The sequence below is a fragment of the uncultured Helicobacter sp. genome (genome assembly GCF_949282165.1).
Lineage (GTDB): Bacteria > Campylobacterota > Campylobacteria > Campylobacterales > Helicobacteraceae > Helicobacter_F.
The window spans coordinates 52,106-77,933 of record NZ_CASDOV010000004.1 but is presented as its reverse complement, the minus strand read 5'-3'; the positions used below and the strand labels follow the sequence as shown (position 1 = coordinate 77,933).

Sequence of the window (25,828 nt, the reverse complement as noted above, 5' to 3'; positions counted from 1 at the left end):
TCTTATCAAGGCTTTGCCCCATTAAAATATGTAGGTGCGATAGCACCAACCACCTCTCGCCCTTGTCGCTTGTCGTGTGTGGCAAAGCGTAAGCTTCTTTAGAAAAATCAGGAAAAAGGTGGCAGCAGTGCCACCGCTGATTTTTCTAAAGAAACTTCGTTTTGCCTAGACAAGGAAAAGCGAGGCTCTCCCGCCAAAAGATATACTTTGTGGCTGCCGAAAAAGCGGCGGCTTTTTCGGGGCTTTGAGAGAGCGGGGAGGGGATAATACCCCTTTTTCTTTTGCGCAAACACGAGATTCTGTGAATCTAAAAAATGTCCGTGAGAATATGAATCTAAGAGGCTAGATTTTAAATTTGCCACAGATTCTGTATCCGCTTTAGATTCTGCTCGGCTTGTGCTTGCGCACGCACTATTATTGGTATTTGGCAAAGCCTTGCATAAGATTTTTGAAGCAATGCTTTTAGAATCTAGCCTCTCATCACTCCACATCGCGCGCCTCCTGTGCGGGTGTGGTGGTGTGTGTGGGGTGGGATTCTCGTGTGGTGTGTGCGGGGCGTGTGGCGATCTCCCCGCTATCAATCTTATGGGCTAAAAACTTTGCGATGAGCTCATTTGCGAGGGCATTTGGGTGGGTATCACACTGATGAAGCCCATACTGCAGGCGATTTTTTGTATATTGTGGCAATATCTCGCTTACTAAAAACCACTTAAAGTTTTGATTTTCAAGCCACGCGGTAATGGCGTTAGATTCTGTAATCTCGGTTTCATTGCTAAGGTTGTTACTATCCCATAAGATAAAATGCAATCCCGTGCCAAACTGCGTGTGCAAAGCCATATCTATCTCGTCTAAAATCGCGAAATACAGCGCGTTGTATCGCTCATCATAGGCGTATTTTGGACGTGTGAGCTTAAAAAGATAACTTTTTTTATCAAGTTGTAAAAAGATTTTGTTAGCTATTTTGTCCCAAAGATTTTTGTGCTGGTTTTTCCATAGGAGTGTATCGCCTGCAAGCGTGAATCTCGGTGCGTTGAGGTCTTCCCAAGGGCTAAAGCCATTTGCCCTCTGAATGTGCCCGGGTAGGCTTTCATAAAAGGCGATATACTCCTTACAGCCTTGCGTGATGCGCGCCACTTCTCCACTTTTAAGCAGGGCTAGGGCTTGATGATTGCCATAGCCGTGAAATCCGAAGTTAAAAACCTTAAATTGTGCGTGTTGGTTTAGAAAATAGGGCAGGGTTTGGTCGTCATTGACGCCCTCACCGATGGTGAAGCTATCGCCAAAAAACAAAAGACAATGTTTTGAATCTGTGTTTGAGTTGGGCGTATGTCGGTAGCCAAAGTCATTGCTTGTGTAGCTGACATCATAGAGGACTTCATCGTCATTTTTCTTGAGTGAAGTTGCGCGGACATTGGGTTTTGCCTTGTAGCCCGTGATAGAATCTGGCGTGAAATACTCGCTATTGTAAGTGCCCGAGGTTTGTGGGTGGCATTGTGCATTAGAGGCAGTCTGTGAATCTCTCACATAGCCCCACACCTCCCCTAGGCTTAAGCACAGCGGTAGGGCGCTCACATACGCATAGATGAGTTTTGCGCGAGAGTTTTTAGCAGCTTTTATGCTTAGTGCTACACAAAACACAAACCAATACAGCCCAATCCACGCAAATGGCACGATTTCTAGCTCAAAGATTCTCTGCATCACGCCACTAAGCTTGAGCAGTATAGGCACAAGTGCTATGCCTAGTAGCACCCAAAATATCCAGTGTTTTAAAATTTTCATCGTTGCTCCTTTTGTTTTGGTTTAAATTCTTTTTAGACTCCCATTCTCACGGATATTCCCTAGATTCTCATCATCGCTTGTTTGCGCAAAAGAAAAAGGGGTTTCCCCTCTCCCCGCTCTCCCCAGCCCCGAAAAAGATAAAGCGCCGCTTTTCTTTTTCGGCAATCGGGGAGAGTGCCTCGCTTTTTCCTTGTCTAGTTAAAAACGCTAAAAATGCACTCCTGCATTTTCTTAACGCATTTTTAACACCACGACAAGGGCGAGGGGCGGTTGGTGCTTGCGCACCTATATATTTTAATGGGCAAAGCCTTGATAAGGGTTTTTAGCGTTGTGGATTGCGTAAATTGCTTAGATTCTGTGGAATTAGATTCTGAATTTGAATCTACGCTGAATTCCAAGCTGCAAGATGCCACACAAAATTCTAAGGATTTGCGATGATTTTTAGGGTTGTGCAAGGTGAGCGAATGAGGCGTATTAGACATACGCCGCAGTGAAGCGAACCGCCGCACTCCCTAAAAAGCGCGCAAATACTGAATTTAGCCCATTTTGCAATAGCCAATGATTACTAATCTAGCTCATACCTATCCTTTATATCCTGATATCTCTCCCTATTCTCCCCACTCTGCGCGTCCTTATAGAGCACAAAATCCTCAATCACGAGCATATCCATCTCCGTGCCCATAAAGCACGCAAAACTATCCTGCGGGCTACACACGATAGGCTCGCCGCGGACATTAAAGCTCGTATTGACAAGCACGGGGCAGGAAGTGAGCTCGTAGAATCTTTGCAAAAGCGCGTAATAGCGAGGATTAGTCTGCTTATGCACACTCTGAATCCGCGCGGAATAATCAATGTGCGTGACGCTTGGGATCTCGCTGCGCACGACATTGAGCTTATCAATCCCAAAGAGCTTTTGCTCTGCCTCGCTCATCGCGTAGCATTTCTCTGCCTTTACCGGCGCGACAAGCAGCATATAGGGCGAATCGCAATCTAGCTCAAACCACTCGCTTAAGCCTTCTGCTAGCACGCTGGGTGCAAAGGGGCGGAAGGACTCGCGGTATTTGATTTTTAGATTCATCGTCTTTTGCATAGTGGTGTTGCGCGGATCGCCGATGATGGAGCGCGCACCCAATGCACGGGGTCCAAACTCGCAACGCCCCTGATGCCAGCCTATGACTTTGCCCTGTGTGAGTGCGCGCGCGGTAAGCTCAATGAGCGTAGCAAACTCGTGTCGCTCATACACTGCGCCTTGGGCTTGTAGGGCGGATTCTACCTCGGTGTTGGTGTAGGATAAGCCCAGATACGAGCCCTGCATAGAATCCTCGTGGCTTGTCTTTTTCGCGCTTTTAAGAGAATCTGCGCACTCGGCTTGGTCACTACCGCTTAGGTAGCTCCCTGCGCCTCGCGCTTGATAGCTCTTAAAATCATCGAAAAATACTGCGCCACTTGTCGTCCCTTTTCCTTGCGCGTTGTCTTTTAGCGAAAAACCGGGGAGTTTGTTGTTATTGCTGTGCATAGCGGTTTGCACTTCGTGCGACATATTCTCATCAGATTTTTGCTCCGCAAAAATGGCAGAATCTATTCCCATAGATTCTGCTCGGCTTGCGCTATCGCGCACACTATTTTGAATTGGCAAAGCCTCGCTAAGGTTTTTTGAAGTAGTGGATTCTGTAAGCTGCTTAGAATCTGAATTTGTGGAGCTAGATTCTGAATCTAAACTGACAAAACTAGATTCTAAGCCTACGCTAGATTCTGTATTTTCCCTACATTCCGCACTTGGCTTGCCCGGGCATTCTAAGGATTGAGATGAGAAAAGTGGGTTATCAAGCGAGGATTGAAGGAGCTTACTAGGCGTAAGTGACTGAAAATCCGAGCGCAGATTCCCGCTTTTATCGCTCAATACTGAATGCCCTCTAGGCTTGCCCTGCTCGATGTGGTAATAAGCCAACGCACACCCCAACGCATTCCCCGCATCCCCACTCGCAGGCTGTATCCAAATATTCTCCAAAAGCCCCTCGGCTTTGAGCTGCTTATAGATTTTGCCATTGCCCACGCAGTTGAGTGCCACGCCACCGCTTAGGGCGAGGTTTTTAGAACCTGTGGTTTTGAGCGCGTGGCGCGCGAGTTTTAGCATTACTTCCTCGGTAACCACTTGTATGGAGGCAGCGAGATCGAAATGGGCTTGGGTGAGGCGGGATTCTGGGCTGCGCTGTTGGTGGGCAAAGAGCGCATCAAAGGCGGCATTAGTCATCTTAAGCCCATAGGTGTAGGAGAAATACCGCATATCAAGCGCGAAGCTCCCATCGTCCTTGATGTCGATGAGGTGGGATTTGATGAGATCCACATATTTGGGCTCGCCATAGGGGGCTAGCCCCATTACTTTGTATTCCCCAGAATTTACCTTAAAGCCCGTGTAGTAGGTAAAAGCCGAGTAGAGCAGTCCTAGCGAGTGCGGGAAATGCAGCTCTTGGCAAATCTCGATATGGTTGCCACTGCCCTTAGCGATAGTCGTGGTGCTCCACTCGCCCACGCCATCCATCACGAGTATGGCAGATTCACTAAAGGGGCTTGGATAAAACGCGCTAGCAGCGTGGCTGATGTGGTGCTCGCTAAAGTAGAGATTGGTAAGCACTTTTTGTTTGAAAGCTTTGACTTGGGCTTTTGACTTGTGCGGGTAAAGCTCGCGATACACGCAGACGAGCTCGCGTGCAAGGGTTTCTTTGAGAAATAATTTGTCTTTAAGCCAGATAGGGATTGCTTTAAGAAAGCTCAAAAAACCGCGTGGCGCAGTGGTGAAGTAAGTCTCCAAAAGCCGCTCAAACTTCAAAAACGGCTTATCATAAAACACAAAGGCATCGATAGAATCTAAGTCGTAGGAGGTTTGGCGATTGGCTGAAGTTTCTTGGGTGGCGTGGGCGGTGGATTTTGTAGTAGATTGGGTAGTGGATTCTAAAAAAGGGGCATTTTGTGCGGGGGCTTTATCTACTGCCCCCCCCCCCCATTTATGCTTTTAGAGAGAAACCCACACGCGCTTTTTATACTAAGGCGCGGGAATCGCTCATCGCCCTTTTTGCGCGAGAGTCGCTCCTCTTGGATGGCAAAGAGGATTTTGTCGTCCTCTAGGAGGGCGATCGCGCTATCGTGGTAGTATGCTGATATGCCTAGGATTAGCATAGGTGTCCTTTGGGATTTGGGTTTGTAAAGGGCGAAATTGTAGCACAAATTTGCGCGCTTTTTGCTCCCTTTTGAGACAACGCCCATATTCACGCCCGCGCACTGAATCTAAGCCCTGTGAATCTCGCCCTAGCTCAAGCTCACTTCCTCGCCTTTTAGGATTGTGTTCATCGTGTTCATCGCGCACATTTTGCCACACATCGAGCAGGAGTTGAGCTCTTCGGGCTTGCGCTCATTAAACATCGCGCGCGCCTTTTTGCCATCGATGGCATAGCCAAACATCTTGCCCCAATTGATCTCTTGGCGCGCCTCGCTCATCTTATCATCTATCTCGCGCTCTTTGGGGAGTTTGGCGATATCTCCGGCGTGCGCGGCGATTTTTGTCGCGACGATACCATCGCGCACATCGTTTAGGTTGGGCAGGCGCAAATGCTCCGCGGGCGTAACATAGCAGAGCATATCTGCCCCCGCTGCCGCCGCGACTGCGCCACCTATGGCACCGCTGATATGATCATATCCCGCGCCAATATCTGTAACGAGCGGTCCTAGCACATAAAAGGGCGCGCCCTTGCACACGCGCTTTTGGAGCTTGACATTGGACTCTATCTCATCTATTGCCATATGCCCGGGTCCCTCGATCATTACCTGCACATTGGCTTGCCACGCCCTTTGGGTAAGGAGTGAGAGCTCTAGGAGCTCGCCGAGCTGGGCGGTATCGCTTGCATCGTGTGTAGAGCCCGGGCGCAGAGCGTCGCCTAGGGAGAGCGTGACATCATAGCGTGCGCAAATCTCGAGCAAATCATCAAAGTATTCATAAAAGGGATTTTCGGCTTGCTTCATCTTCATCCACGCATAGAGCACGCTGCCCCCGCGCGAGACGATATTTGTGATCCTGTGGGATTGCTCAAACATAAACGCCGCGCGCGAGTTTATCCCCGCGTGGATTGTCATAAAATCCACGCCGCTTTTGGCGTGATGATACACCACATCGATGAAATCCTTGGCACTAATGTCTTTTAAATCTTTTTCCAAAAATCCCACGGCGTCATACACGGGCACCGTGCCTATCATCGCTTTGGAAACCTTGATAAGCTCATCGCGGAAGTGGCTTGTCTTGCCATAATTGCTAAGATCCATTATGGATTCTATCCCAAAGTCGTGGGAGAGCGTAACCTTTTGCATCTCTTCAGTGTAATCTATGCAGTCATTAGACACGCCCAGATTGACATTTACCTTTGTCCGTAGTCCCTCGCCTATGCCGTGTGGATCGAGGCTTGTGTGGTTGATATTAGCAGGGATGATGATGGTGCCCTTTGCGATGGAGCTTAGCAAAAACTCCTCGCTCACGCCCTCTTTTTGCGCGACAGCCTGCATTTGTGTGGTAAAAACGCCCTCTTTTGCATACGCCATTTGTGTTTTCATAGTCTAATCCTTGTGTTTGTGATGATAAACGCAGGGCTATGGTAAGAAGGAAAGTAGATAAGGTGGATAAACATTCCCGCCGCTAGCATTATCTAGGTCCGGTTCGGTCTAAGCTCTAGCTTACTCTCAGCCTGTCTCACAAGCTCCCGTCATTTATTGTGAGGGTGCATTATAGCTTTTCTTAAGTAAATGTGTGGGGAGGGAAAATGGCTCCTTGGGTAATCATTGCAGAGATTTGGCAGGTTTGGGGGCAGTCATTACCTATGAGGTAACTCCTACCCCCGCACCCGACAAAAACTCCACAAGCACCACCGCAATGACTAATTTTTTGTTTGCAGTGGTAAGCTTACAGAATCCACACCAAGCGAGGCAAAGCCAAGCGCGGAATGTAGAGTAAATTCAGAATCTAACTCCATAGATTCTAAAGATTCACAAAAGCAAAATTTTAGAAACCAACTCACTAGATTCAGAATCTAAGCAATTTACAGAATCCACGACTTCAAAAAACTTGTGCGAGGCTTTGCCAAGTATCAATAATAGTGCGTGCGCCAGCACGAGCCGAGCAGAATCTAAAGATGTAGAATCTTTAGATTCTGCCATTTTTGCGGAGCAAAAATCCAATCAATGTGTAGGTGCGATAGCACCAACCGCCCCTCGCCCTTGTCGTGGTGGCGAAAATCAGGAAAAAGGTGGCAGCAGTGCCACCGCTGATTTTTGCCTAGACAAGGAAAATTGCGAAAAAACAAAGCAATACACAGAATCTAGAAAGTATTCGTGAGAAAGAGACTTTAAGAAATTTAGAATTTACAGAATCTAGCCACTTAGATTCTGTGATTTAAGAATCCAAAATACACAAATCCCCTTGACTTAGAGTAGCTCTCATCTTTTATAATTGCGTTGTCATTTTATTTTTTAAGGAGGCAATATGCTATTAGATTCTAATTTGAGTGAGGCAAAAGAAGGCAAGCGCATCAGTGCTAAAGGCTATGCGGTAAGTCATAAAAGTGATACCTTTAAGCCTTATGAGTTTTCCCGCCACCCTTTGGGCGAGAAGGATATTTTAATCGAGATTTTGTATGCGGGGATTTGCCATAGCGATATCCATTCGGCACGCAGTGAGTGGAAGGAGGGAATCTACCCTATGGTGCCCGGACACGAGATAGCGGGCAAAGTCGTGGCAGTAGGGAGTAAGGTAAGCAAGTTCAAGCCCGGCGATTACGCTGGTGTGGGCTGTATGGTAAATAGTTGCGGAGAGTGTGAGGCGTGCAAGGCGAGCAATGAGCAGTATTGCGAACGCGGAATGGTGGCGACTTATGACTGCTATGATTATTTTCACAATAATGAACCTACTTTTGGCGGGTATTCTAACAATATCGTGGTGAGTGAAAACTTCGCCGTTACTGTGCCAAAAGATGCGCCACTAGAGAAAGTCGCGCCCTTGCTTTGTGCGGGGATTACCACTTATGCGCCGCTAAAATTTAGCAAAGTCAAACCCGGCGATAAGGTCGCTGTGGCTGGCTTTGGGGGATTAGGTATGATGGCAGTCAAATACGCAAAGCAAATGGGCGCAGAAGTCTATGTCTTTGCGCGCAATAAGAAAAAAGAGCAAGACGCGCTAACAATGGGGGCAAAAAAGCTCTATGATAGCACAGATTCTAAGGTGGTAGCGGAGCGATTTGACCTCATCATCTCCACAATCCCCACGCCCTACAACATAGCAGATTATCTCAAGCTCCTAAAGCTAGGCGGGGAAATGGGCATAGTCGGGCTACCACCCACAGAGGTTGAGCCCAAAATCGGCGCAGCGGGGCTTATCTTTAATGCACACAAAAAAATCTATGGCTCGCTCATTGGCGGTATGAAAGAAACCCAAGAAATGCTAGATTTTTCTCTAAAACACAAAATCTATCCCGAGACAGAGATTATCGCGGCAAGCCAAATCAATGAAGCCTATGAGAATCTCACCACGGGAAAGGCAAAATTCCGCTATGTGATTGATATGAAGACGCTGGAGTAGGGAGATTTAGGGGACTTCATAGAGAGGGTGAGGATTTATCCTTGTTTTCTTTGGTCTTTTATGGGACGAGATTGCGATATTTGAGCAATTTTGTGGATTTTTAGTATTACACAGAATCTGTGCTATGCAGATTCTGTGCGCCAATTAGATAGCGATTATTATAAGCTTGTATATCATAGTTCATAGAGCGAAATATATCCATTACACAAATCCCGTTATCCAATACACTTTGGGAATATGTATATTTTCCTCCGATGTTATTAAAAAAGCGACCCAAAGAATCAAGCATAATGTAAGAATTTGTCATGCAATGATTATCCTCTATCTGCATTATATGCGAGTGCCTTTTGTGTCTTTGTATGAAACTTTTAAATTCAGAATCTGTGATACATATTGCTTTTGTGTTGTAACCCTCAATGGGCAGAACTTGAAAGATCTTCCATACATCGGGTTTTGCTTTTTCTATAAAATCATTCATATCTTCATCTACATTGAAGCTATTAACTACCGTATTTATCTTTAGTCTTTTTCCACTCTCTTTTATCCTCTTACAAAGCCAAAGGTATTCGTTTTCTGATATAGCCCTCTTAGAGCCATAACTACGTCCCAATAATATATTGGTTTTTGTGCATACAGAATCTATGCTAATGCCAATGGTTTCACAATATTGCAGTGTTGTTGTAAAAATATCATTGTTTAGCAAAAACTTTGTGCCATTACTAACAACGCTTACTTTATGATTAGTGGCTAAATATTTTACAAGCGCACTATAATCTTTATGCAGTGTTGGTTCGCCACCTACAAGATTAATGAATGTAAAATCTTTTAGTTTGTCAGCAATGGCAAAAAGATTTGGTTTTGTAGAATTTTTTGCTGCATAACAAAACGCACAGCGCATATTGCAAAGATTTGTAAAATGCCAATTTAGTTTAAGATGCTTTATCTCTTGTCTTATGTTACTAGATACTTGTGTTTCTTTCATGGACTTAGTTGCTTATTTTGTTGTGTTTTTGGTTTTTATTGTTTTATTGTAGTTTGCTAGCGGGATACAATCCTGTGCAATACAAGATTCTATCCCTCTTTGTGTTACTTACTTTTTCGCGCTTGATTGGGGTTAAGCTGTTTGCCTCTGTTGCCTTGATTTTGGGCATATTGCTTATTTGTCCCTTTTGTGCCTTTGTTAGCATTTTGCATATTTGCCGCATTATCTTGTGGTGTGATTTTTTTCTCTGACATATTGTCTCCTTTGCGTATTGTAGATTTCCTCAACTCCTAGTCCTCATAGGGAATCCACATCACATAGATTCCCTGTGGGTTCAATGCCTATTTACCCTTTGGGGTGTTACCACGACCACCGCCAGATGGCTTACCTGTCGTGCTTGGGTAGTTTGGATTAGTATTACCTTTTCCAGACATGGCTTCCTCCTTAATTGAAAGAAATTTATAAATTGCAGTAATCTGCACGAAGCATTATGCGTTTTTTTTGTTTTTGCTTAAATTTCATAAAAAATGTGTTGTAGTAATGAAAAGTTAAGAAGTGCTACTTTTTCACCAATTCCTTTCCAAATTTCATAAGCTCATAAGCTAAAAATATTTACAATCAGCTCCATTGTCCAATCCAAAATAAAGGCGCGCAGATGTTTGATACAATACTTTCAAATATTATAAAAAGCCAAGACACAAAGACCAAGCAAGGCAGAATGTTCGAAAATCTCATTAAGCAAATTCTGTTTCAAGCCCCACTATTCAAAGATACTTATGGTTTTACAGAAGTATATTTGTGGAGCGAGTTTAGTGATGCTTTTGGTTTGCGCAAGGGCGATGATGGTATAGATATAATGGCAAAAACTGCTGATAATCAATGGATAGCCGTGCAGTGCAAAGCTCTAGATCCAGCCACCACACTAAACTTCCATACACACAAAATTGATAAATTTATCTCTCATCATTATGCTGATATTAATGCAAACTTCCCAATTAGCCAAAAGCTCATTTTCCACACTGCCAAAGACACCTCAAAAGACTTTGGAGCTCAAATCAACAAGGCTAGAACACCACAATGCGATATTAAAATTTATGGCTACAACGATTTATGTGAGAAATTAAGCATTGATTGGAGTGCATTTGATATACATAAAATGCAAGATTCTATCAATAATCTTAAACTTAATGCCAAAAAAGCCCTACGCCCACACCAAAAGCAAGCCCTAGATTCTATCAAAGCCCATTTTTTAGAATCCAACAACCCACGAGCCAAAGTCATAATGCCATGTGGCACGGGCAAAAGCCTCCTTGCAATTCACGCTATAGATTCTATCCTCCAAGATAGCGATATGGCTCTTTTTCTTGCGCCAAGCCTCGCTTTGACCAATCAAATGATTGAGGAATTTACCAAAGAAGCCAAGCATAGCTACAAAATTTTTGCAGTATGCTCGGATTCTAAAGTCGGCACAAAAGTCAAAAAAGATAGCGAGGATATAGAATCTAGCGAGCTTTGTATCCCACCTACGACAAGCCCCAAAGCTCTAGCAGAGGCTATCAATAAGCACTCGGGGGGGGGGGAATTACGATACTAGAATTGTAATTTTTTCTACCTATCAGAGTATAGATGTCATTATCCAAGCCCAAAGTGGCTTAAGTAGTCAAGATAAGTTGTTTGGTGGAGTATATGAGGGCTTTAAGCGACCATTTACCCTTGTGATTAATGACGAAGCCCACCGCACCGCAGGGTTTCAACGCCTAGATTCACAAGGCAAAGAGAAAAAAGAAATAAGCGTGTGGAACAAAACCCACGATGATAGCCTACTACAAGCCACCTACCGCCTCTATATGACAGCCACACCTCGAATCTATGGCGAAAAAGCAAAGGAAACAACCAAAGAGCACGAGCTTTTGCTTTTTTCTATGGACGATGAGCAGATTTTTGGGCAGGAGATTTATCGATTGCGCTTTGATGAGGCGATTACTCAAGGGCTTTTGTGCGATTATCGTGTGCTTATAAGCTTTATGAGTAAGGAGTATCTCGCTTCTTTTGTCAATAAAAAATCCCAAGCCCAAGAAAAAAGCCATATAGCTCTAGAAGATGCGGGCAAGATGGTGGGCGTGTATAATGCCTTGCGTAAGCAAAATATGTTTTTTATCACTGCTGATGGTAAATCACAAGAAGCCTTTAGTGATGACAAAACCCCAATGAAACGCGCCATAGCCTTTCACTCTAGCATCAAAAACTCAAAATTTGTTACCGATAATTTCTGCTCTATAGATTCTGTGCTCAAATATAAAGATATTATCCAGCACATCGATGGCAATGATAATGCCGCTATCAAGGCAAATAAACTCCACTGGCTAGCCAAGGAAGATCCCGATGTGCCTTTTAAAATCCTAAGCAATGCCAAATGCCTAACCGAAGGTATTGATGTGCCTAGCCTTGATGCTGTGGCGTTTTTTGACCCACGCGATAGTGTAGTGGATATCGTCCAAGCGGTAGGGCGCGCTATGCGCAAAGCCCCAGAGAAAAAATATGGCTATATTATCCTGCCAATCGTGCTAAGCGATGAGGAGATAAAAAACTACGATTCCACACTCAAAAATACGAAATTCAAAGGCGTGTGGCGCGTGCTAAAGGCTCTGCGAAGCCACGATGAGCGATTAGTCGATGAGGCACGGATCAATGAAGTTTTGAGCGTGGTTAGTGAGTCTTATGAATTGCAAATGCCCCAAATCGGACTTTTCTCTTTAAGCGAGTTAGTAAGTGAGATGAAAAACGCTGTGCCCAAAAACTTGGGTGATTTGGAGTATTGGGAGAGCTATGCCAAAAAGGTAGGCGAGATTATCCATGCTATTATCCTCCGCTTAGAATCTCTTCTAAGAGACAATACCATCATACAAAAGCTTTTTGAGAATTTTTGCAAGGCTTTGCAGGCTAATGTCAATGCGAGTTTTGAGCAAAATGAGGCGTTGCATCTCATCGCCCAGCATATCACCCTAAAGCCCATATTTGATAGCCTTTTCCCCAATATCAAGTTTAGTGAGTTTGACAAAGTGAGCCAAGAGCTTAGCAAACTCTATGATAATCTCCTAGATTTTGGGCTAGATTCTCAAACCAAAGAGCTAGAGAAATTTTATGAGAGTGTGCGCTCAAATGTCGCTTACGCCCAAAGCGATAAATCCCGCCAAGACCTTATCAAAAACCTCTATGATACACTCTTTAAATCCGCCTTTAAAAAGACTCAAGAAAAGCTAGGTATCGTCTATACGCCCTTAGAAGTAGTGGATTTTATTATCCATTCTATCTCCTATGCGCTTAATAAGCATTTTGACAAAAATTTGAGCGATAGCGATGTGCATATCTGTGATCCTTTCGCTGGCACGGGGACATTTATCACGCGCCTTATCCAAAGTGGCTTGCTAGATTCTAATCTTGAGTATAAATACAAAAACGAGCTATGGGCAAACGAAATCACGCTCCTTGCCTACTACATCGCCCAAATCAATATCACCTCCACCTACCATGAGCGACTTAGCCAAATCACCAAATCACACCAAGATGGCTATACATTGCTAGACAATCTCCTCTTTACCGATACTTTCAACACCTACACGCCAGAATCTAGAGGCTTTGCTATCCCTCAATCCAAACGAGAAGCCCAAGATATGACAAAAATGAACTATCTCGCTCATAACTACGCTAAGATTCAGGAGTTTAAAAACACGCCTTTTAAAATCATCATTGCCAACCCGCCGTATTCGACACAACAAAAAAGTGCCAATGATAATAACCAAAACGAAAGTTATCCCTATTTGGAGCAACGCATTTTGGACACTTATCGGGCGAAATCCCTTGCCACTTCTACAAGAAACACAAACTACGACTCCTACAAAATGGCTATCCGCTATGCCACCGATAGGATAGAATCTAGCGGTATCATCGGGCTTGTTACCAATGGCAGCTTTATCGATGGTAATAGTGATGATGGCTTGCGCGCGTGCTTGGAAGAGGAGTTTAGTTATATCTATATCTTTAATTTGCGGGGGAATGCAAGAACACAAGGAGAGCAAAGAAAAAAAGAAGGTGGCACAATCTTTGACTCCGGTTCGCGCGCACCTATTGCGATTTCTATCTTTATCAAAAAGCCACAAGGGAGTGGCGATACCAAAGAGAAAGCTAAGATTTACTACTATGACATCGGGGATTATCACGACCGCCAAACCAAGCTAAACATTATCCAAAACCTCAAATCCATAGAATCTATGGAGTCTATCTTCACGCGCATAATGCCTAATAAAGACTATGACTGGATCAACCAGCGCGATTATAGCTTTATGGCTTATACACCATTAGGCAGTACTGCCCAAAAGCTCAAGCCACTTACAAAAAACAAAGAGGGCGAGATAGGATTAGAAATTTTTGAAATCTTTTCACAAGGTGTGGTTACAGGCAAAGATACTTGGGCTATAAATTTTTCAAAACAGAATCTAGCGCATAATATACAGCTTTGTATTGATACATATAATGCCGAAAGGCAAAAGCTTTGTGATAATCCAAATCATACACTATGTGATGATTTAACAAAAATCACTTGGGGAGGAAGCCTAAAAGATAGGGTTAGGGCTAATAGAATCTTGGAGTTTAACTCTAAAAATATCCGTTCTATATCCTATCGTCCATTCCAAAAAGCTTATTTGTATTATGACAATGGCTATAACCATAGCCATTATCAAATGGATAAAATATATCCATTTGATAATGCTGGGGGCAGGGCGATAGTCATTATAAATGAAGATGTCAAGGAATATTTTTTCAAAGAGGTGGGTTATCTGCCAAATATGGCTATTTGTTTAAACGATAAAGGCGGTGGGGTATTTGGTGCCTTGATTTCTAATTTTGTTATTGATATTCATCTATTCGCACAAACCCAAGCTTTCCCCCTCTACTACTATGAGCGCATAGAATCTAGCCAAGCACAAAAGGGCAGTGGCACACAAAGCACGATGGATTTTACAACAGAGGCAAAGCAAAATCTAGATTCTCCTCAATCTGGCGGTATGGACTTTGAGCAAAATACCGCGTATTTTAGGCGCAAAGACGCTATCCGTGATGAAGCCTTGCAGAGATTCCAAGAAGCCTATAGTGATAGTCAAATCACAAAAGAGGAGATATTTTATTATATCTATGCCCTGCTAAACCACCCCGTTTATAAGGAAAAATACAAAGACAATCTCTCCAAAATGCTCCCTAGAATCCCATTTGTCAAGGACTTTTGGGGGCTTGAAGCAAAGGGGCGCGAGCTAGCAAATTTGCATCTAAACTATGAGGACTATGCAAAAGGGTGTGAAAGCCTCCGAGTGTTTGCGTGCTTGGCACAAGATGTCAAGGACTTAAGCCTAGCCCTCACTGACCCCACACTGCTCACACAAGGTATAGATATATGCAGTGTCGCACAAGCTGGGCTAGAGACACTGGGCGATGAGGATTTTACAATCACTAAACTTACCTTTGGCAAGGATAAGAAAAAGGCAAAAGACACAAGTGTGATAGTCTTTAATGAAAAGATTCACATCATCAATATCCCTAAAAAAGCTTATGAATACATCATCAATGGCAAGAGCGCGATAGAATGGATAATGGATAGATACCAAGTTAGCACCGATAAAGCTTCGCATATCACAAACGACCCAAATCTCTATGAGAGCAGTGAGGGCGCACTCAAAGGACTAAGGGGCGGTAGATATGTGCTAGAGCTTCTTTTGAGTGTGATAGCAATGAGTGTGAAAAGTGTGGGGATTATAGAATCCATAGCCACCATCGACATCACACAATCTCAATGATCCCAAACATAAAGGCGATTGTGTAAAAGTAACACGCACAATGCTTTAGGGGCAAAAATCTTGTGAATCTGTGTAACCATTAGGCGAGATTTTGCTATACTCTAAGGGTTTTAGCAAACACTATCTTACTCTACAAGGAAGGTTGCGATGAAAATCACATACACACTCACAGATGAATCCCCAGCGTTGGCGACATATTCTTTTTTGCCTATTGTCAAGGCATTTTTGAGCAAAGCAGGCATAGAGATAGAGACTTCAGATATTTCACTCTCGGCTCGTGTGCTTGCGCAATTCCCGCAATCTCTTAAAGCAGAGCAGCGCGTCCCTGATGCGCTTGCATTACTTGGCGAGCTTGTCAATGAGCCAGAGGCGAACCTGATAAAAACGCCCAATATTTCCGCCTCAATCCCCCAGCTCAAAGCCACGATAAAAGAGCTCCAAGACAAGGGCTACAATGTGCCAGATTTCCCCGATGAGCCAAAGACACAAGAGGAGCAAGACATCAAGCAGGCTTACCAAAAGGTACTCGGATCAGCAGTCAATCCCGTGCTGCGTCAAGGAAACTCCGATAGGCGCTGTACCAAAGCCGTGAAAGAATATGCTAAGAAAAACCCTTATAAAGTCGTGCCATTTGACAAAAATAGCAAAAGTCGTGTCGCGTATATGAGCGAGGGCGATTTTTTCGCCAATGAGCAGGCTGTGCTCATCACCGAGCCCACGAGTGCCAAAATCGAGTTTATCGATGAAAATGGCAAAATGCAGGTGCTAAAAAGTGGCATTAAGCTCGAGCAAAACGAGATTTTGGACGCGACTTTTATGGATGTGGAGGCACTAGAGAGATTTTATGAAGAGCAGATTAATTATGCGAAAAAAGAGGATATTCTCTTCTCCCTCCACCTCAAAGCCACGATGATGAAAGTCAGCGATCCTGTGATTTTTGGGCACGCGCTTAAGGTGTATTTTAAGGATTTATTTGCCGAGTTTGGCGAGGAGCTCCAAAGCTTAGGAGTTAATCCAAACAACGGACTTTCAGAACTCCTTAGTAAGATAGAATCTTGTAGCAAAAAAGAGGCGATTTTGAAAAAATATCACGAGATTCTCGCTACGCGCGCACCTATCTCGATGGTGGATTCACAAAAAGGCATTACCAATCTCCATATACCTAGCGATGTGATCGTCGATGCCTCGATGCCTGCTATGCTCAAAAATGGCGCGAGGCTTTGGGACAAAGAGGGCAAGGAGCGCGATACCAACGCGTGTATCCCGGATAGAACCTATGCTACGATTTATGAGGCGGTTATAGAGGATTTGCACAAAAACGGCACACTCGATCCAAGCGTGCTAGGGAGCGTCTCTAATGTCGGGCTGATGGCAAAAAAGGCGCAGGAATACGGCTCACACGATAAGACTTTTATCGCGCCTAGCAATGGGGTGTTTAGGGTGGTTGATGAGCGCAATAACTCTGTGCTTTTGGAGCACAAAGTGCGCACCAATGACATTTATCGCGCTAATCAAGTCAAATACGATGCGGTGCTAAATTGGATCGATCTGGGCATACAGAGGGCGGAGATTACCGGATCTAAGGCGATTTTTTGGCTCGATGAGAAACGCCCAAGCAATAAGATAATGATAAACCTCATAAGAGCGCGCCTGCAAGAGTGTGGCAAAGATATAGAAATCCTAGCGCCCAAAGAGGCGTGCCTAAAGAGCCTCGAGCTTATCCGCGCTGGCAAAGATGCGATCTCTATCACGGGCAATGTGTTGCGCGATTATCTCACGGATTTATTCCCGATTTTGGAGCTTGGCACAAGTGCCAAAATGCTCTCAGTCGTGCCTATGCTCAAAGGTGGCGCGATGTTTGAAACCGGTGCGGGTGGAAGCGCGCCAAAGCAAGTGAGCCAACTTGTGGAGGAGAACCACTTGCGCTGGGATAGCTTGGGCGAGTTTTTGGCGCTGCAGGCTAGCCTCGAGTTTTTTGCACAAAAGAGTGGCAACGCAAGGGCGCAGATTCTCGCGGATTGCCTCGATGAGGCGATTGCCAAATGGCTTGATAGCAACAAAGCTCCCTCACGCAAAGTCAAAGAGGACGACAACCGCACAAGCCACTTCTATCTCGCGCTGTATTTTGCCCAAGCCCTTGGCGCGCAGAGCAAGGACGCGGATTTGGGCGCGTTTTTCGCTCCTATCGCCCAAGAGATGAGCCAAAATGAATCCAAAATCCACCAAGAGTTTATCGACGCTCAAGGCGTGCGCGTGGATTTGGGCGGGTATTATAAGTTTGATGACGCCAAAGCAGCGGCGGTGATGTGCCCTAGCGCGACTTTCAATGCGATTTTAGCCAAGATACGCGCGTAAGTTTTGAGAGTGTGGATACGCAGAGCTAGATTCTATGCAAAAAGCCTATAAGCTCCTAGCCGCGCAAAAAAACCTCTCTCATAGTCAAGCCAAAGCCCTCATCGATAAGGGGCTGGTGCTAGCTAATGGCAAAAAGCTCACGCTTGCGCGCACCGAGCTGCCCCAAAATACGAGCTTTAGCCTTATGGAGATACAAAAGCCCCAAGTGCTCTTTGCCGATGAGAATCTGCTAGCGATAGACAAGCCTGCGTTTATAGAATCCTATGACTTACAATCGCATTACCAAAACGATGGTTGGGTGCTGCTCCATAGGCTCGATAGGGAGACAAGCGGCGTGATTTTGCTCACACAAGAGGGCAGTGCGTTTAGTAAAAAAGCCAAAGAGGCGTTTAAAAAACGCGAGGTGTATAAGGAATACCAAGCGATTGTGAGCGGGATCATCGCAGAATCTTTTAGTATTAATAAGCCAATTAGCACGATTAAAAGGGGCTTTGCGCGCTCCAAAATTGATAAAAACGGGCAGGAGGCGATCACACACATCGAGCCTCTATCTGTGGTGGGCAAAAAAACGCTGCTAAAAGTCGTGATCCCCACGGGCAGGACGCACCAAATCCGCGTGCATCTAAGCTCCCTGCACCACCCAATCATCGGCGATAGCCTCTATGGTGGCGTGTCGGCGCGGCGACTTTTGCTCCACGCGCACAAAATCCGCCTGCTAGGCTATGAGATTATCTCCGCGCTGCCAAGGGAGTTTGGTTTGTAGGGCTTTTTGGGTGATTTTAGAATTTGGGCTTGTAATGTGTGGGAAAACGGATCTTTGGGTGGGTATCGCGCTTTTGGTGATAAAGGAAATTCGTCTCTTACGCAATCTTTGAGTGATTTCAGCGGCTCGGCATCAGTCATTACCGCTAAGGTAACTCCTTCGCCTCGCCTTGAAAAACACTCAAATCTTACGCAAGATACTAGAATTTCTGGCAAGCCAAGCGCGGAATCTCGTGCAGATTCAGAATCTAAGGCATTTACGGAATCTATTCCAACAGATTCAGAATCCAAAAAACTCACAGAATCCACAACGCTAAAAAATCCTAGCAGGGCTTTGCCAAATACAAAAAAATAGTGCGTGCGCAAGCACGAGCCGAGCAGAATCTAAAGATTTTAAATCTTTAGATTCTGTCATTTTTGCGGAACAAAAATCACATAAAATGTGTAGGTGCGATAGCACCAACCGACATTCGCCCTTGTCGTGTGTGGCAAAGCGTAAGCTTCTTTAGAAAACGAAGTTTCTTTAGAAAAATGCGTTAAGAAAATGCAGGAGTGCATTTTTAGCATTTTTGACTAGACAAGGAAACAGCGAGGCACTCCCCTTGTTTGCCGAAAAAGCGGCGGCTTTTTCGGGGCTTTAGCGAGCGGGGAGGGGATAACACCCCTTTTCTTTTGCGCAAACAAGCGATTTTGAGAATCTAAACAATATCCGTGAGAAAGTGAATCTAAAAGGCTAGATTCTAATCTTTCCATAGATTCTGAATCTGCTTTAGATTCTATGTTGCTTGGATTCTGTGTGTTTGATAAAGGTGCTCCGCACGGGACATTTTTCTTTGATTTTTGCTCCGCAAAAATGGCAGAATCTATTCCCATAGATTCTGCTTAGGCCTTGCGCTATCGCGCTCATTATTTTTTATATCTGGCAAAGCCTCGCACAAAGTTTTTGAAGTAGGGGATTGTGTGAGTTGCTTAGATTCACAAACAATCATAGATTCTAAAAAGATTCTAAAAAGTAAGCAAAGTCAGAATCTAGCTCCACAGATTCTAAAGCAATTACAGAATCTAAAAAGATTCTAAACAACGCACAAAGACAGAATCTAAGCAATACAGAATCTACAAATCTCCCCACAGATTCACAAACACATAACTAAGCTCCAAACAACGCAGATTCTAAAACAATCACACAATCCACAACACCAAAACCCAAGCAAGGCTTTGCACGATATAAGCAATGAGCGCGATGGCGTGGTTGATTAACAAAGCGTGAGGTTATGCAAATAGCAGAGGGAAAAGAGTGGGGGGTGGCATTTGTTTTTTGGGTTTTCTAAAGTATCTCCTGCTACAATCCTACAAAATTTGCGCGCAAAATCATAGAGACTAGAATCACACAGGATAATCATACAGAGCGAATGGAGCTAATTAGTGGAGATTTCAAAAATAGCCTTGCAAGATGGCATACAAGCAATAAAAATCGTGGGCAAGATAAAGAGCTATGGCGCGTTTTTGGATTTTAAGCAAGAGCTAGAGTGCTACATACAGGCGTTTGCTAGCAACGACAAAGAGGGCAAATATGGCTTGCAAGGCGATGTGTTTAGAATCTACTTCGTGCGTTCCCACCCACTAAGCTCCTATGTGCTAGGCTTTTTGTGCAAGCTGCGCCTTTATGATAAGTTTCCCCTCGAGATCATCGTAGATAGCTTCCGTATGTTTGCGTTTTTTGAGGATTTGGACTTGGTGGATTTGTTTGTGATTAAGATAAAAGAGGAGGAGTGAGTGAGGGAGCTAAGCGCGTGGAATCTCTTTTATGAGAGCTTTGATCCCATCGCCTTTGAGCTCTTTGGCTTTAAGGTGCATTGGTATGGGCTGTGCTATGTGGGCGCGCTGCTTTTGGCGCTTTTTATCGCTTCGTTCTTGCTCAGACGCTTCCCTGCGCGCTTTGGTATAGAATCTAAAAGCCTAGAGAGTTATTTCGTATGGGCAGAGGTGGGCGTGATACTGGGCGCGCGGATTGGGTATGTGCTCATCTATGGAGATGGGGTGTATTATCTTACTCATCCTTGGCAGATTTTTAATCCCTTCAACGCACAGGGCGAGTTTGTAGGAATTGCGGGATTTAGCTACCACGGGGGTGTGATTGGGTTTTTAGTTGCTACGATTGTGTTTTGTAGGCTCAAAAATCAGCCGCTGTTGCGCTATTTGGACTTGGCGACATTTTCCATACCGCTTGCGTATGTGCTCGGGAGGATTGGCAATTTCTTAAACCACGAGCTTTTTGGGCGCGTGATAGAGGCAGATTCTGTGCTAGCGTTTTTGGGGGTTTTAGTCGATGGGGAGTTGCGCTATCCTAGCCAGCTTTTTGAGGCGTTTTTGGAAGGGATAGTGGTGTTTGTGCTTATGGCGTGGGCGTTTAGATTCTGTAAAAAAGATGGGTATTTGAGTGTGGTGTATGGTATGGGCTATGCATTGGCGCGTTTTGTGTGTGAGTTTTTTAGGGAGGCGGATTCACAGATGGGCTATTATGGCACTTTGGGGCTCTCGATGGGGCAGATTCTAAGTATCGTGATGTTTGTGGGCGCGGGGCTGTTGTTTTTTTTGCTATATACTCAAAAACCCCCAAACAAAAGGAGAAAAAAATGCAAAAAATAACGCTCTCTACTTTTAAAAATTACAAAAAAAATGCCCAAAAAATCGTGGCAATCACTGCCTATGACGCGCTGATGGCACAGATTTTTGATGAGTATGCGGATATGATTTTAGTAGGGGATAGCTTGCATATGAGCTTTAATGCTAGCAGCGATACGCTTGGGATTAGTATGGATGCGATGATATATCACACGCAGGCGGTGTGCGCTGGGGCTAGGCGTGCGCTCATCGTGGCGGATATGCCCTTTGGGAGTTATTATAATGTCAATGAGGCACTCAAAAACGCGCTAAAGTTTTATACACAAACGCGTTGCGATGCCCTCAAGCTCGAGGTGAATGCCGATAAGATAGGGATTATAGAATCTCTTATCAAGGAGGGCTTTGCGATTATGCCCCATATCGGACTAAAGCCCCAATCAGTGCGCGCTGAAGGCGGGTATAAGATCAAAGGCAAGTATGAGGAGGAGGCGAGGGAGCTCATCGCGCTTGCTAAAGAATTAGAGAGCGTGGGGGCGTTTGGAATCTTGCTAGAGGGTGTGAAAAAGGAGGTCGCTGCTACAATCACGCAACAAGTGAGTGTGCCAACGATTGGCATAGGCTCTGGAGTGGATTGTGATGGGCAGATTTTAGTATGGAGTGATGCGTTTGGGTTTTTTAGCGAGTTTAAGCCCAAGTTTGTGCGCCATTATGCCAATGGCAGGGAGTTTTTGGGTAAAGCGATGCAGCGATATGTCGATGATGTGCGCGCAAAGACATTTCCAAATAATGAGGAAAGCTACTAAGGTATGGAAAAACTAAGTATTGAGCGCGTGGTGGAAGTAGAGAGCATAGAGTTTGAGGATAATGAAAGCAGCCTGCGCCCTAGCGTGTGGGAGGAATATATCGGGCAAGAGAGTATCAAAAAAAATCTACAAGTTTTTATAGAGGCTGCGAGACTGCGCAATGACTGCTTGGATCATATTTTGTTTTTTGGACCGCCCGGGCTTGGCAAAACGACTATAAGTCATATCATCGCTCACCAAATGGGGGCAAATATCAAAGTTTCTGCCGCGCCGATGATTGAGAAAAGCGGTGATTTGGCGGCGATTTTGACAAATCTAAGTGATGGCGATATTTTATTTATCGATGAGATTCACCGCCTAAGCCCCGCGATAGAGGAGATTCTCTATCCAGCTATGGAGGATTTTAGGCTTGATATTATCATCGGTTCGGGACCGGCTGCCCAAACGCTAAAGATCGATTTGCCTAGATTCACACTCATCGGGGCAACCACGCGCGCAGGAATGCTCTCAAACCCCCTGCGCGATAGGTTTGGTATGAATTTTAGAATGGAGTTTTACTCCATAGATGAGCTGGATAAAATCGTGCAAATGGCGAGTGCCAAGCTCAACACACACATAGACGCCCCCGCGAGCAAGGAGATTGCCAAGCGTTCGCGTGGCACGCCACGGATTGCGCTGCGGCTTTTAAGACGCGTGCGGGACTATGCCCAAGTGGCAAAGGAGCAGAGTATCACTGCCAAACGCGCGCATTATGCGCTAGAGCAGCTAGGTGTGAATGATTTGGGCTTTGATAGCTTAGATTTGCGCTATTTGGAGCTTTTGGCAGAAAATCGCGGCAAACCAATGGGGCTAAACGCCCTCTCGGCTGCGCTAAGTGAGGATCAAGGCACGATTGAGGATGTTATCGAGCCCTATTTGCTGGCAAATGGCTATGTGGAGCGCACCGCACGAGGGAGGATTGCCACGCATAAGACATATGAGCTGCTCAAATTCCCGCAGTCAAACACGCTTTTTTAGTTTGCGTATTTTGCGCCGCGCTTGCTAAGATTTTTGTAAAAAATGTAGTAAATAATCCAATTTAAAGCGTATTTGGTGTAGAATCCGCTATTTTGAAATTTTTAGATTCCATAAGGTTTTGTGTAATGATAACTTGGATGCAAAGGCATAAAAAGTGGCTTGTGATCACGATTTGGATTAGTGCGATTGCTTTTATCGGTGCGGGGGCGATCTCTTGGGGTGGCGGCGGATTTAGCCTTAGTGCCGATAGGGCGGCTAGTGTGGGCGATATAAAAATCAGTATGAGCGAGTATCGCACGCAATACCAAGCTCTGTATAACGAGCAAATGCAAAAGCTACAAGGGGACTTTGACGAGGCGCGAGCAAAGGCTATGGGGCTGCATATACAAGCACTCCAAAAGCTCATCGCCCAAGCGCAATTGCGCGCATTTGGCGAGGATTTGGGCTTGCAGGTGAGCGATGAGGAGGTGTTTGAGGCTCTGCGTCAGGACGAGGCGTTCATAGTAGATGGCGTCTTTAGCGATGAGATGTATAAAAAAATCGTGCGCTCTATGGGGCTACGCACAGAGAATTATGAAGAGCAGCTAAAAAACAATATCCTAGCCCAAAAGGTATTTGCGGGGTTTTTGTCTATGGTGGGCGCGCCCTCTAGGGCAGAGGAGTTGAGCCTAGCTCTGCCAGCGGGGATAGAGGATAGGCTTGAAGTCAAGGTGTTGGAAGCTCCAAAGATTAAAGTGAGTGATGAGGAGATTAGGGCGTATTGGGAGCAGCGCACTTCGCAGTGGCTAAAGCCCGAGCGAGTGGAGCTAGAATATGTGCGGGTGCTCGCCAAGGATCAAGCCATCACACAAGAAGATGTGCAAAAGCGTTATGAAACTAGCAAGGGGGCGTTTGCCGATGAAAATGGCAATATCCCCGCCTTTGAATCCATAAAAGAGGAGATTGCGAGCATAGAGCGCAAAGAGCAGGCGTGGAAAAGTGCGAGCAGGAGCTATGCGCCCTTTAAAGACGGGGAGTTAAAGGGCGAGAGAGTCGCAATCGAGCTTGCTGATGAGGATTTTGCGCAGACACAGGGCATCGTGCTCGGGGCTGAATCGATAAAAACGCTCAAAAACGCCACGCAAGGACAAACACTGAAGCCCATCGAGCAAGATGATGGGTATGTGATACTAAAGATTATCAATAAGATTCCAGCGCAGCCAAAGGCTTATGAGGAAGCAAAAGATGAGGCAAAAGCCCAAGTGGTGGCTACTAAGCAGGCAGAGGTGTTGCGCGAGATCGCACAAAAGGAAGTGAATAGCTTCAAGGGTATGGACATAGGCTTTTGGTCGCTAGATTCTCTCTCGCAGGCACAGATTGAGAAGATTGTGAATCTAGGTATAAACCCGATGGAGTTTGTGGAGGCACTAGGGCAGATATTCCAATCTGAATCTAAAAGTGGATTTTTGCCGATGGGACAAAAAATGCTCTTGTATAAAATCACAGATCAAAAGCTAGGCACGCCGCAAGGGCTGGGCTCGGTGAGTGGGTATTTTAAGCAGCAGGCGTATATGATGCTTTTTGGCGATTATCTCAACAAGCACTATCCGCCAAAGATTTTTATGGAGCTTGAGTAGAGGAGCGTGTATGCAAGAAAACTTTAATCCTAACAATATCATTCTAGCCATCGACATCGGCTCGAGCAAGATTCACACACTTATCGCAGAACGCACTGCTGGTGCGCCTCGCCTTATGGGTTGGGGCGTGTGCGAGTCCCAAGGCGTGCAAAAAGGGATTATCACCAATATCGAGCAAGTGAGTGCGGATCTCCAAATAGCCCTCGAAAAAGCCACCAATATGGCGGGTGTGAAGGCAAAAAAGGCGACTGTATCCATCTCGGGCGCGTATGTAGAATACACCAAGACAAGTGCAGTCGTCAATATAGCAGCAGAGCGCGGTGAGATTCAGCTCAAAGATATTGAGCGACTGATGAAAAACTGCGTGTATAACGCGAGGCTTGAGAGAAACTATATAGCTATCCATGTCCTGCCTTATAAATTCGTGGTCAAAGATTATAATGTGCCCATCGAGGATCCGCTCTCTATGAATGCCGAAAATATGGAGTGTTTTGCGTATGTCGTGATGGCGAAGCGAGCCGTGGTGGAAACGCTCAAAAAGGTGCTCACAAATTGCGAGATTGAAGTCGAGGATATTGTGCTTAGCTCTTATGCCTCCTCCATCGCTGCCCTCACACCAGAGGAGCGCAGGCAGGGCGTGGTGTGTATCGATATGGGCGCACAGACTTGCGATATGATGATGTATAGCGGTGCGTCGATGTGCTATGGGAATTACTTCCCCGTAGGATCAGCCCATATCACTTCAGATATTGCTCAAGTGCTAGGCGTTACGCGTGAGGTGGCAGAAAAGCTCAAAGTCGAGTATGTCGATATGATAGTCCAAGAGGGCGATGCACAAAGAGGGCTTAATATCTCTCGCAAAGATGCCGAAAACAAGCTCATTCCGGTTACGACATTGCACAAAATCGCCGAGGCACGCGTGCGTGAGACTTTTGAAGTGCTAGGAGATATCATAGAGCGCAGCGAGATGCGCGATCAGATAGGCGGTGGTCTCGTCATCACGGGCGGTATGACTAAGCTCAAAAATCTCGAGCAGTATTTGCATCAAGAAAACATTATGCACCCGCTGCCCGTGAGGATAGGCACTCCTGCGGGCATAGATGGTGCGTTTGATATACTAAAGGATTTGGAGATGGCGACTGCAGTGGGGCTTGTGCTCTATGCTGCGGGGCATTTTACCAATTACGAGCTCACGATGCAAAACACCATCAAAATGCGCAAAAACCACGGCGTGCAAAAAGCTGCAAGCAACCTTCCTGCGTATAACAATCATCAAGAGGGGAATGTGCAGGATTTGCAGATAAAAAAGCAGGTTTTGCCCCCACGGGCTAAACAAAAAACCCAAAGCGCCGATGTAGAGGCAGATCATACCCAAGCTGGAGGCGAGAATCCCATCAGGCGCTTTTGGAGATGGTTGAGTCAATTATTTTAAC

24 protein-coding genes, 1 pseudogene and 1 riboswitch are annotated in these 25,828 nt (G+C 45.3%); of the genes and pseudogenes, 13 read left to right on the top strand and 12 right to left on the bottom strand.

From position 1 onward, the window contains the following. Window positions 1–107: 107 nt before the first annotated feature. The 8 genes and pseudogenes from ACH2BK_RS03635 to ACH2BK_RS03600 form a co-directional block, all read right to left on the bottom strand. A complete protein-coding gene (locus ACH2BK_RS03635; protein WP_395002132.1) occupies window positions 108–491 on the bottom strand; it encodes a hypothetical protein in 384 nt (127 codons plus the stop codon). Continuing rightward, a complete protein-coding gene (locus ACH2BK_RS03630) occupies window positions 481–1,779 on the bottom strand; it encodes a hypothetical protein (protein ID WP_395002131.1) in 1,299 nt (432 codons plus the stop codon). Before ACH2BK_RS03630 ends, ACH2BK_RS03635 begins: the two co-directional genes overlap by 11 nt. A gap of 242 nt (window positions 1,780–2,021) precedes the next feature. Further along, window positions 2,022–2,192, bottom strand: coding sequence for a hypothetical protein (locus tag ACH2BK_RS03625; protein ID WP_395002130.1), 171 nt, complete (start codon window positions 2,190–2,192; stop codon window positions 2,022–2,024). 152 nt (window positions 2,193–2,344) lie between these two features. Next, on the bottom strand, window positions 2,345–3,094 hold the full coding sequence (locus ACH2BK_RS03620) for a carbamoyltransferase C-terminal domain-containing protein (protein ID WP_395002189.1): 750 nt from the start codon (window positions 3,092–3,094) through the stop codon (window positions 2,345–2,347). Window positions 3,095–3,736: 642 nt separating this feature from the next. Beyond that, window positions 3,737–4,651: pseudogene (locus ACH2BK_RS03615) on the bottom strand (carbamoyltransferase); the annotation flags it as partial. Between the two features lie 110 nt (window positions 4,652–4,761). Continuing rightward, window positions 4,762–4,953 carry a carbamoyltransferase N-terminal domain-containing protein gene (locus tag ACH2BK_RS03610; protein ID WP_395002129.1) on the bottom strand — a complete coding sequence of 64 codons (192 nt, stop codon included), beginning with the start codon at window positions 4,951–4,953 and terminating at the stop codon, window positions 4,762–4,764. Window positions 4,954–5,082: 129 nt separating this feature from the next. Continuing rightward, complete coding sequence (gene thiC, locus ACH2BK_RS03605; protein WP_395002128.1) at window positions 5,083–6,375, bottom strand: phosphomethylpyrimidine synthase ThiC; 1,293 nt, start codon at window positions 6,373–6,375, stop codon at window positions 5,083–5,085. A gap of 56 nt (window positions 6,376–6,431) precedes the next feature. Then, a riboswitch (TPP riboswitch) is annotated at window positions 6,432–6,535 on the bottom strand. A gap of 160 nt (window positions 6,536–6,695) precedes the next feature. Next, the gene (locus ACH2BK_RS03600; RefSeq protein ID WP_395002127.1) at window positions 6,696–6,836 is read right to left on the bottom strand and encodes a hypothetical protein; all 141 of its coding nucleotides are present in this window, start codon (window positions 6,834–6,836) and stop codon (window positions 6,696–6,698) included. Window positions 6,837–6,895: 59 nt separating this feature from the next. Between ACH2BK_RS03600 and ACH2BK_RS03595 the strand changes: the two genes are divergently transcribed. Together ACH2BK_RS03595 and ACH2BK_RS03590 are read left to right on the top strand one after the other, a co-directional pair. Next, window positions 6,896–7,153 carry a hypothetical protein gene (locus ACH2BK_RS03595; RefSeq protein WP_395002126.1) on the top strand — a complete coding sequence of 86 codons (258 nt, stop codon included), beginning with the start codon at window positions 6,896–6,898 and terminating at the stop codon, window positions 7,151–7,153. Window positions 7,154–7,300: 147 nt separating this feature from the next. Then, the gene (locus ACH2BK_RS03590; RefSeq protein ID WP_395002125.1) at window positions 7,301–8,392 is read left to right on the top strand and encodes an NAD(P)-dependent alcohol dehydrogenase; all 1,092 of its coding nucleotides are present in this window, start codon (window positions 7,301–7,303) and stop codon (window positions 8,390–8,392) included. A gap of 106 nt (window positions 8,393–8,498) precedes the next feature. Here ACH2BK_RS03590 and ACH2BK_RS03585 read toward each other — a convergent pair whose 3' ends face one another. Beyond that, window positions 8,499–9,374, bottom strand: a complete 876-nt coding sequence (locus tag ACH2BK_RS03585; protein WP_395002124.1) for a viperin family antiviral radical SAM protein — start codon at window positions 9,372–9,374, stop codon at window positions 8,499–8,501. Window positions 9,375–9,478: 104 nt separating this feature from the next. Then, complete coding sequence (locus ACH2BK_RS03580) at window positions 9,479–9,628, bottom strand: hypothetical protein (protein WP_395002123.1); 150 nt, start codon at window positions 9,626–9,628, stop codon at window positions 9,479–9,481. Between the two features lie 401 nt (window positions 9,629–10,029). On the opposite strand from ACH2BK_RS03580, the gene ACH2BK_RS03575 reads away from it, so the two are divergent. From ACH2BK_RS03575 to ACH2BK_RS03555, 5 genes are all read left to right on the top strand, one after another. Then, entirely contained in the window at window positions 10,030–10,968 is a 939-nt protein-coding gene (locus ACH2BK_RS03575) for a DEAD/DEAH box helicase family protein (RefSeq protein ID WP_395002122.1), read from the top strand. Between the two features lie 76 nt (window positions 10,969–11,044). Next, window positions 11,045–15,220 (top strand): type ISP restriction/modification enzyme, encoded by a 4,176-nt coding sequence (locus ACH2BK_RS03570; RefSeq protein ID WP_395002121.1) that lies wholly within the window; start codon window positions 11,045–11,047, stop codon window positions 15,218–15,220. Between the two features lie 147 nt (window positions 15,221–15,367). Next, window positions 15,368–17,575: an NADP-dependent isocitrate dehydrogenase gene (locus tag ACH2BK_RS03565; protein WP_395002120.1), complete on the top strand. Its 2,208-nt coding sequence runs from the start codon at window positions 15,368–15,370 to the stop codon at window positions 17,573–17,575. Window positions 17,576–17,609: 34 nt separating this feature from the next. Continuing rightward, a complete protein-coding gene (locus ACH2BK_RS03560; protein ID WP_395002119.1) occupies window positions 17,610–18,338 on the top strand; it encodes an RluA family pseudouridine synthase in 729 nt (242 codons plus the stop codon). 108 nt (window positions 18,339–18,446) lie between these two features. Further along, the gene (locus ACH2BK_RS03555) at window positions 18,447–18,692 is read left to right on the top strand and encodes a hypothetical protein (RefSeq protein WP_395002118.1); all 246 of its coding nucleotides are present in this window, start codon (window positions 18,447–18,449) and stop codon (window positions 18,690–18,692) included. 218 nt (window positions 18,693–18,910) lie between these two features. Here ACH2BK_RS03555 and ACH2BK_RS03550 read toward each other — a convergent pair whose 3' ends face one another. After that, window positions 18,911–19,210, bottom strand: coding sequence for a hypothetical protein (locus ACH2BK_RS03550; protein WP_395002117.1), 300 nt, complete (start codon window positions 19,208–19,210; stop codon window positions 18,911–18,913). Between the two features lie 121 nt (window positions 19,211–19,331). Next, on the bottom strand, window positions 19,332–19,466 hold the full coding sequence (locus tag ACH2BK_RS03545) for a hypothetical protein (RefSeq protein ID WP_395002116.1): 135 nt from the start codon (window positions 19,464–19,466) through the stop codon (window positions 19,332–19,334). Window positions 19,467–19,759: 293 nt separating this feature from the next. Between ACH2BK_RS03545 and ACH2BK_RS03540 the strand changes: the two genes are divergently transcribed. From ACH2BK_RS03540 to ftsA, 6 genes are all read left to right on the top strand, one after another. Further along, complete coding sequence (locus tag ACH2BK_RS03540) at window positions 19,760–20,110, top strand: hypothetical protein (protein WP_394994944.1); 351 nt, start codon at window positions 19,760–19,762, stop codon at window positions 20,108–20,110. Then, window positions 20,111–20,983, top strand: a complete 873-nt coding sequence (gene lgt / locus ACH2BK_RS03535; RefSeq protein ID WP_395002115.1) for a prolipoprotein diacylglyceryl transferase — start codon at window positions 20,111–20,113, stop codon at window positions 20,981–20,983. It abuts the gene before it with no gap. Next, window positions 20,971–21,762: a 3-methyl-2-oxobutanoate hydroxymethyltransferase gene (gene panB / locus ACH2BK_RS03530; RefSeq protein WP_394994938.1), complete on the top strand. Its 792-nt coding sequence runs from the start codon at window positions 20,971–20,973 to the stop codon at window positions 21,760–21,762. The genes lgt and panB overlap by 13 nt, the downstream gene beginning before the upstream one ends. Window positions 21,763–21,780: 18 nt before the next feature. Further along, entirely contained in the window at window positions 21,781–22,779 is a 999-nt protein-coding gene (ruvB, locus tag ACH2BK_RS03525; protein ID WP_395002188.1) for a Holliday junction branch migration DNA helicase RuvB, read from the top strand. A 125-nt stretch (window positions 22,780–22,904) separates the two neighbouring features. Then, complete coding sequence (locus tag ACH2BK_RS03520) at window positions 22,905–24,395, top strand: SurA N-terminal domain-containing protein (RefSeq protein ID WP_394994935.1); 1,491 nt, start codon at window positions 22,905–22,907, stop codon at window positions 24,393–24,395. A 10-nt stretch (window positions 24,396–24,405) separates the two neighbouring features. Beyond that, a complete protein-coding gene (ftsA, locus tag ACH2BK_RS03515; RefSeq protein ID WP_395002114.1) occupies window positions 24,406–25,827 on the top strand; it encodes a cell division protein FtsA in 1,422 nt (473 codons plus the stop codon). The last annotated feature ends 1 nt before the right edge of the window (window position 25,828 follow it).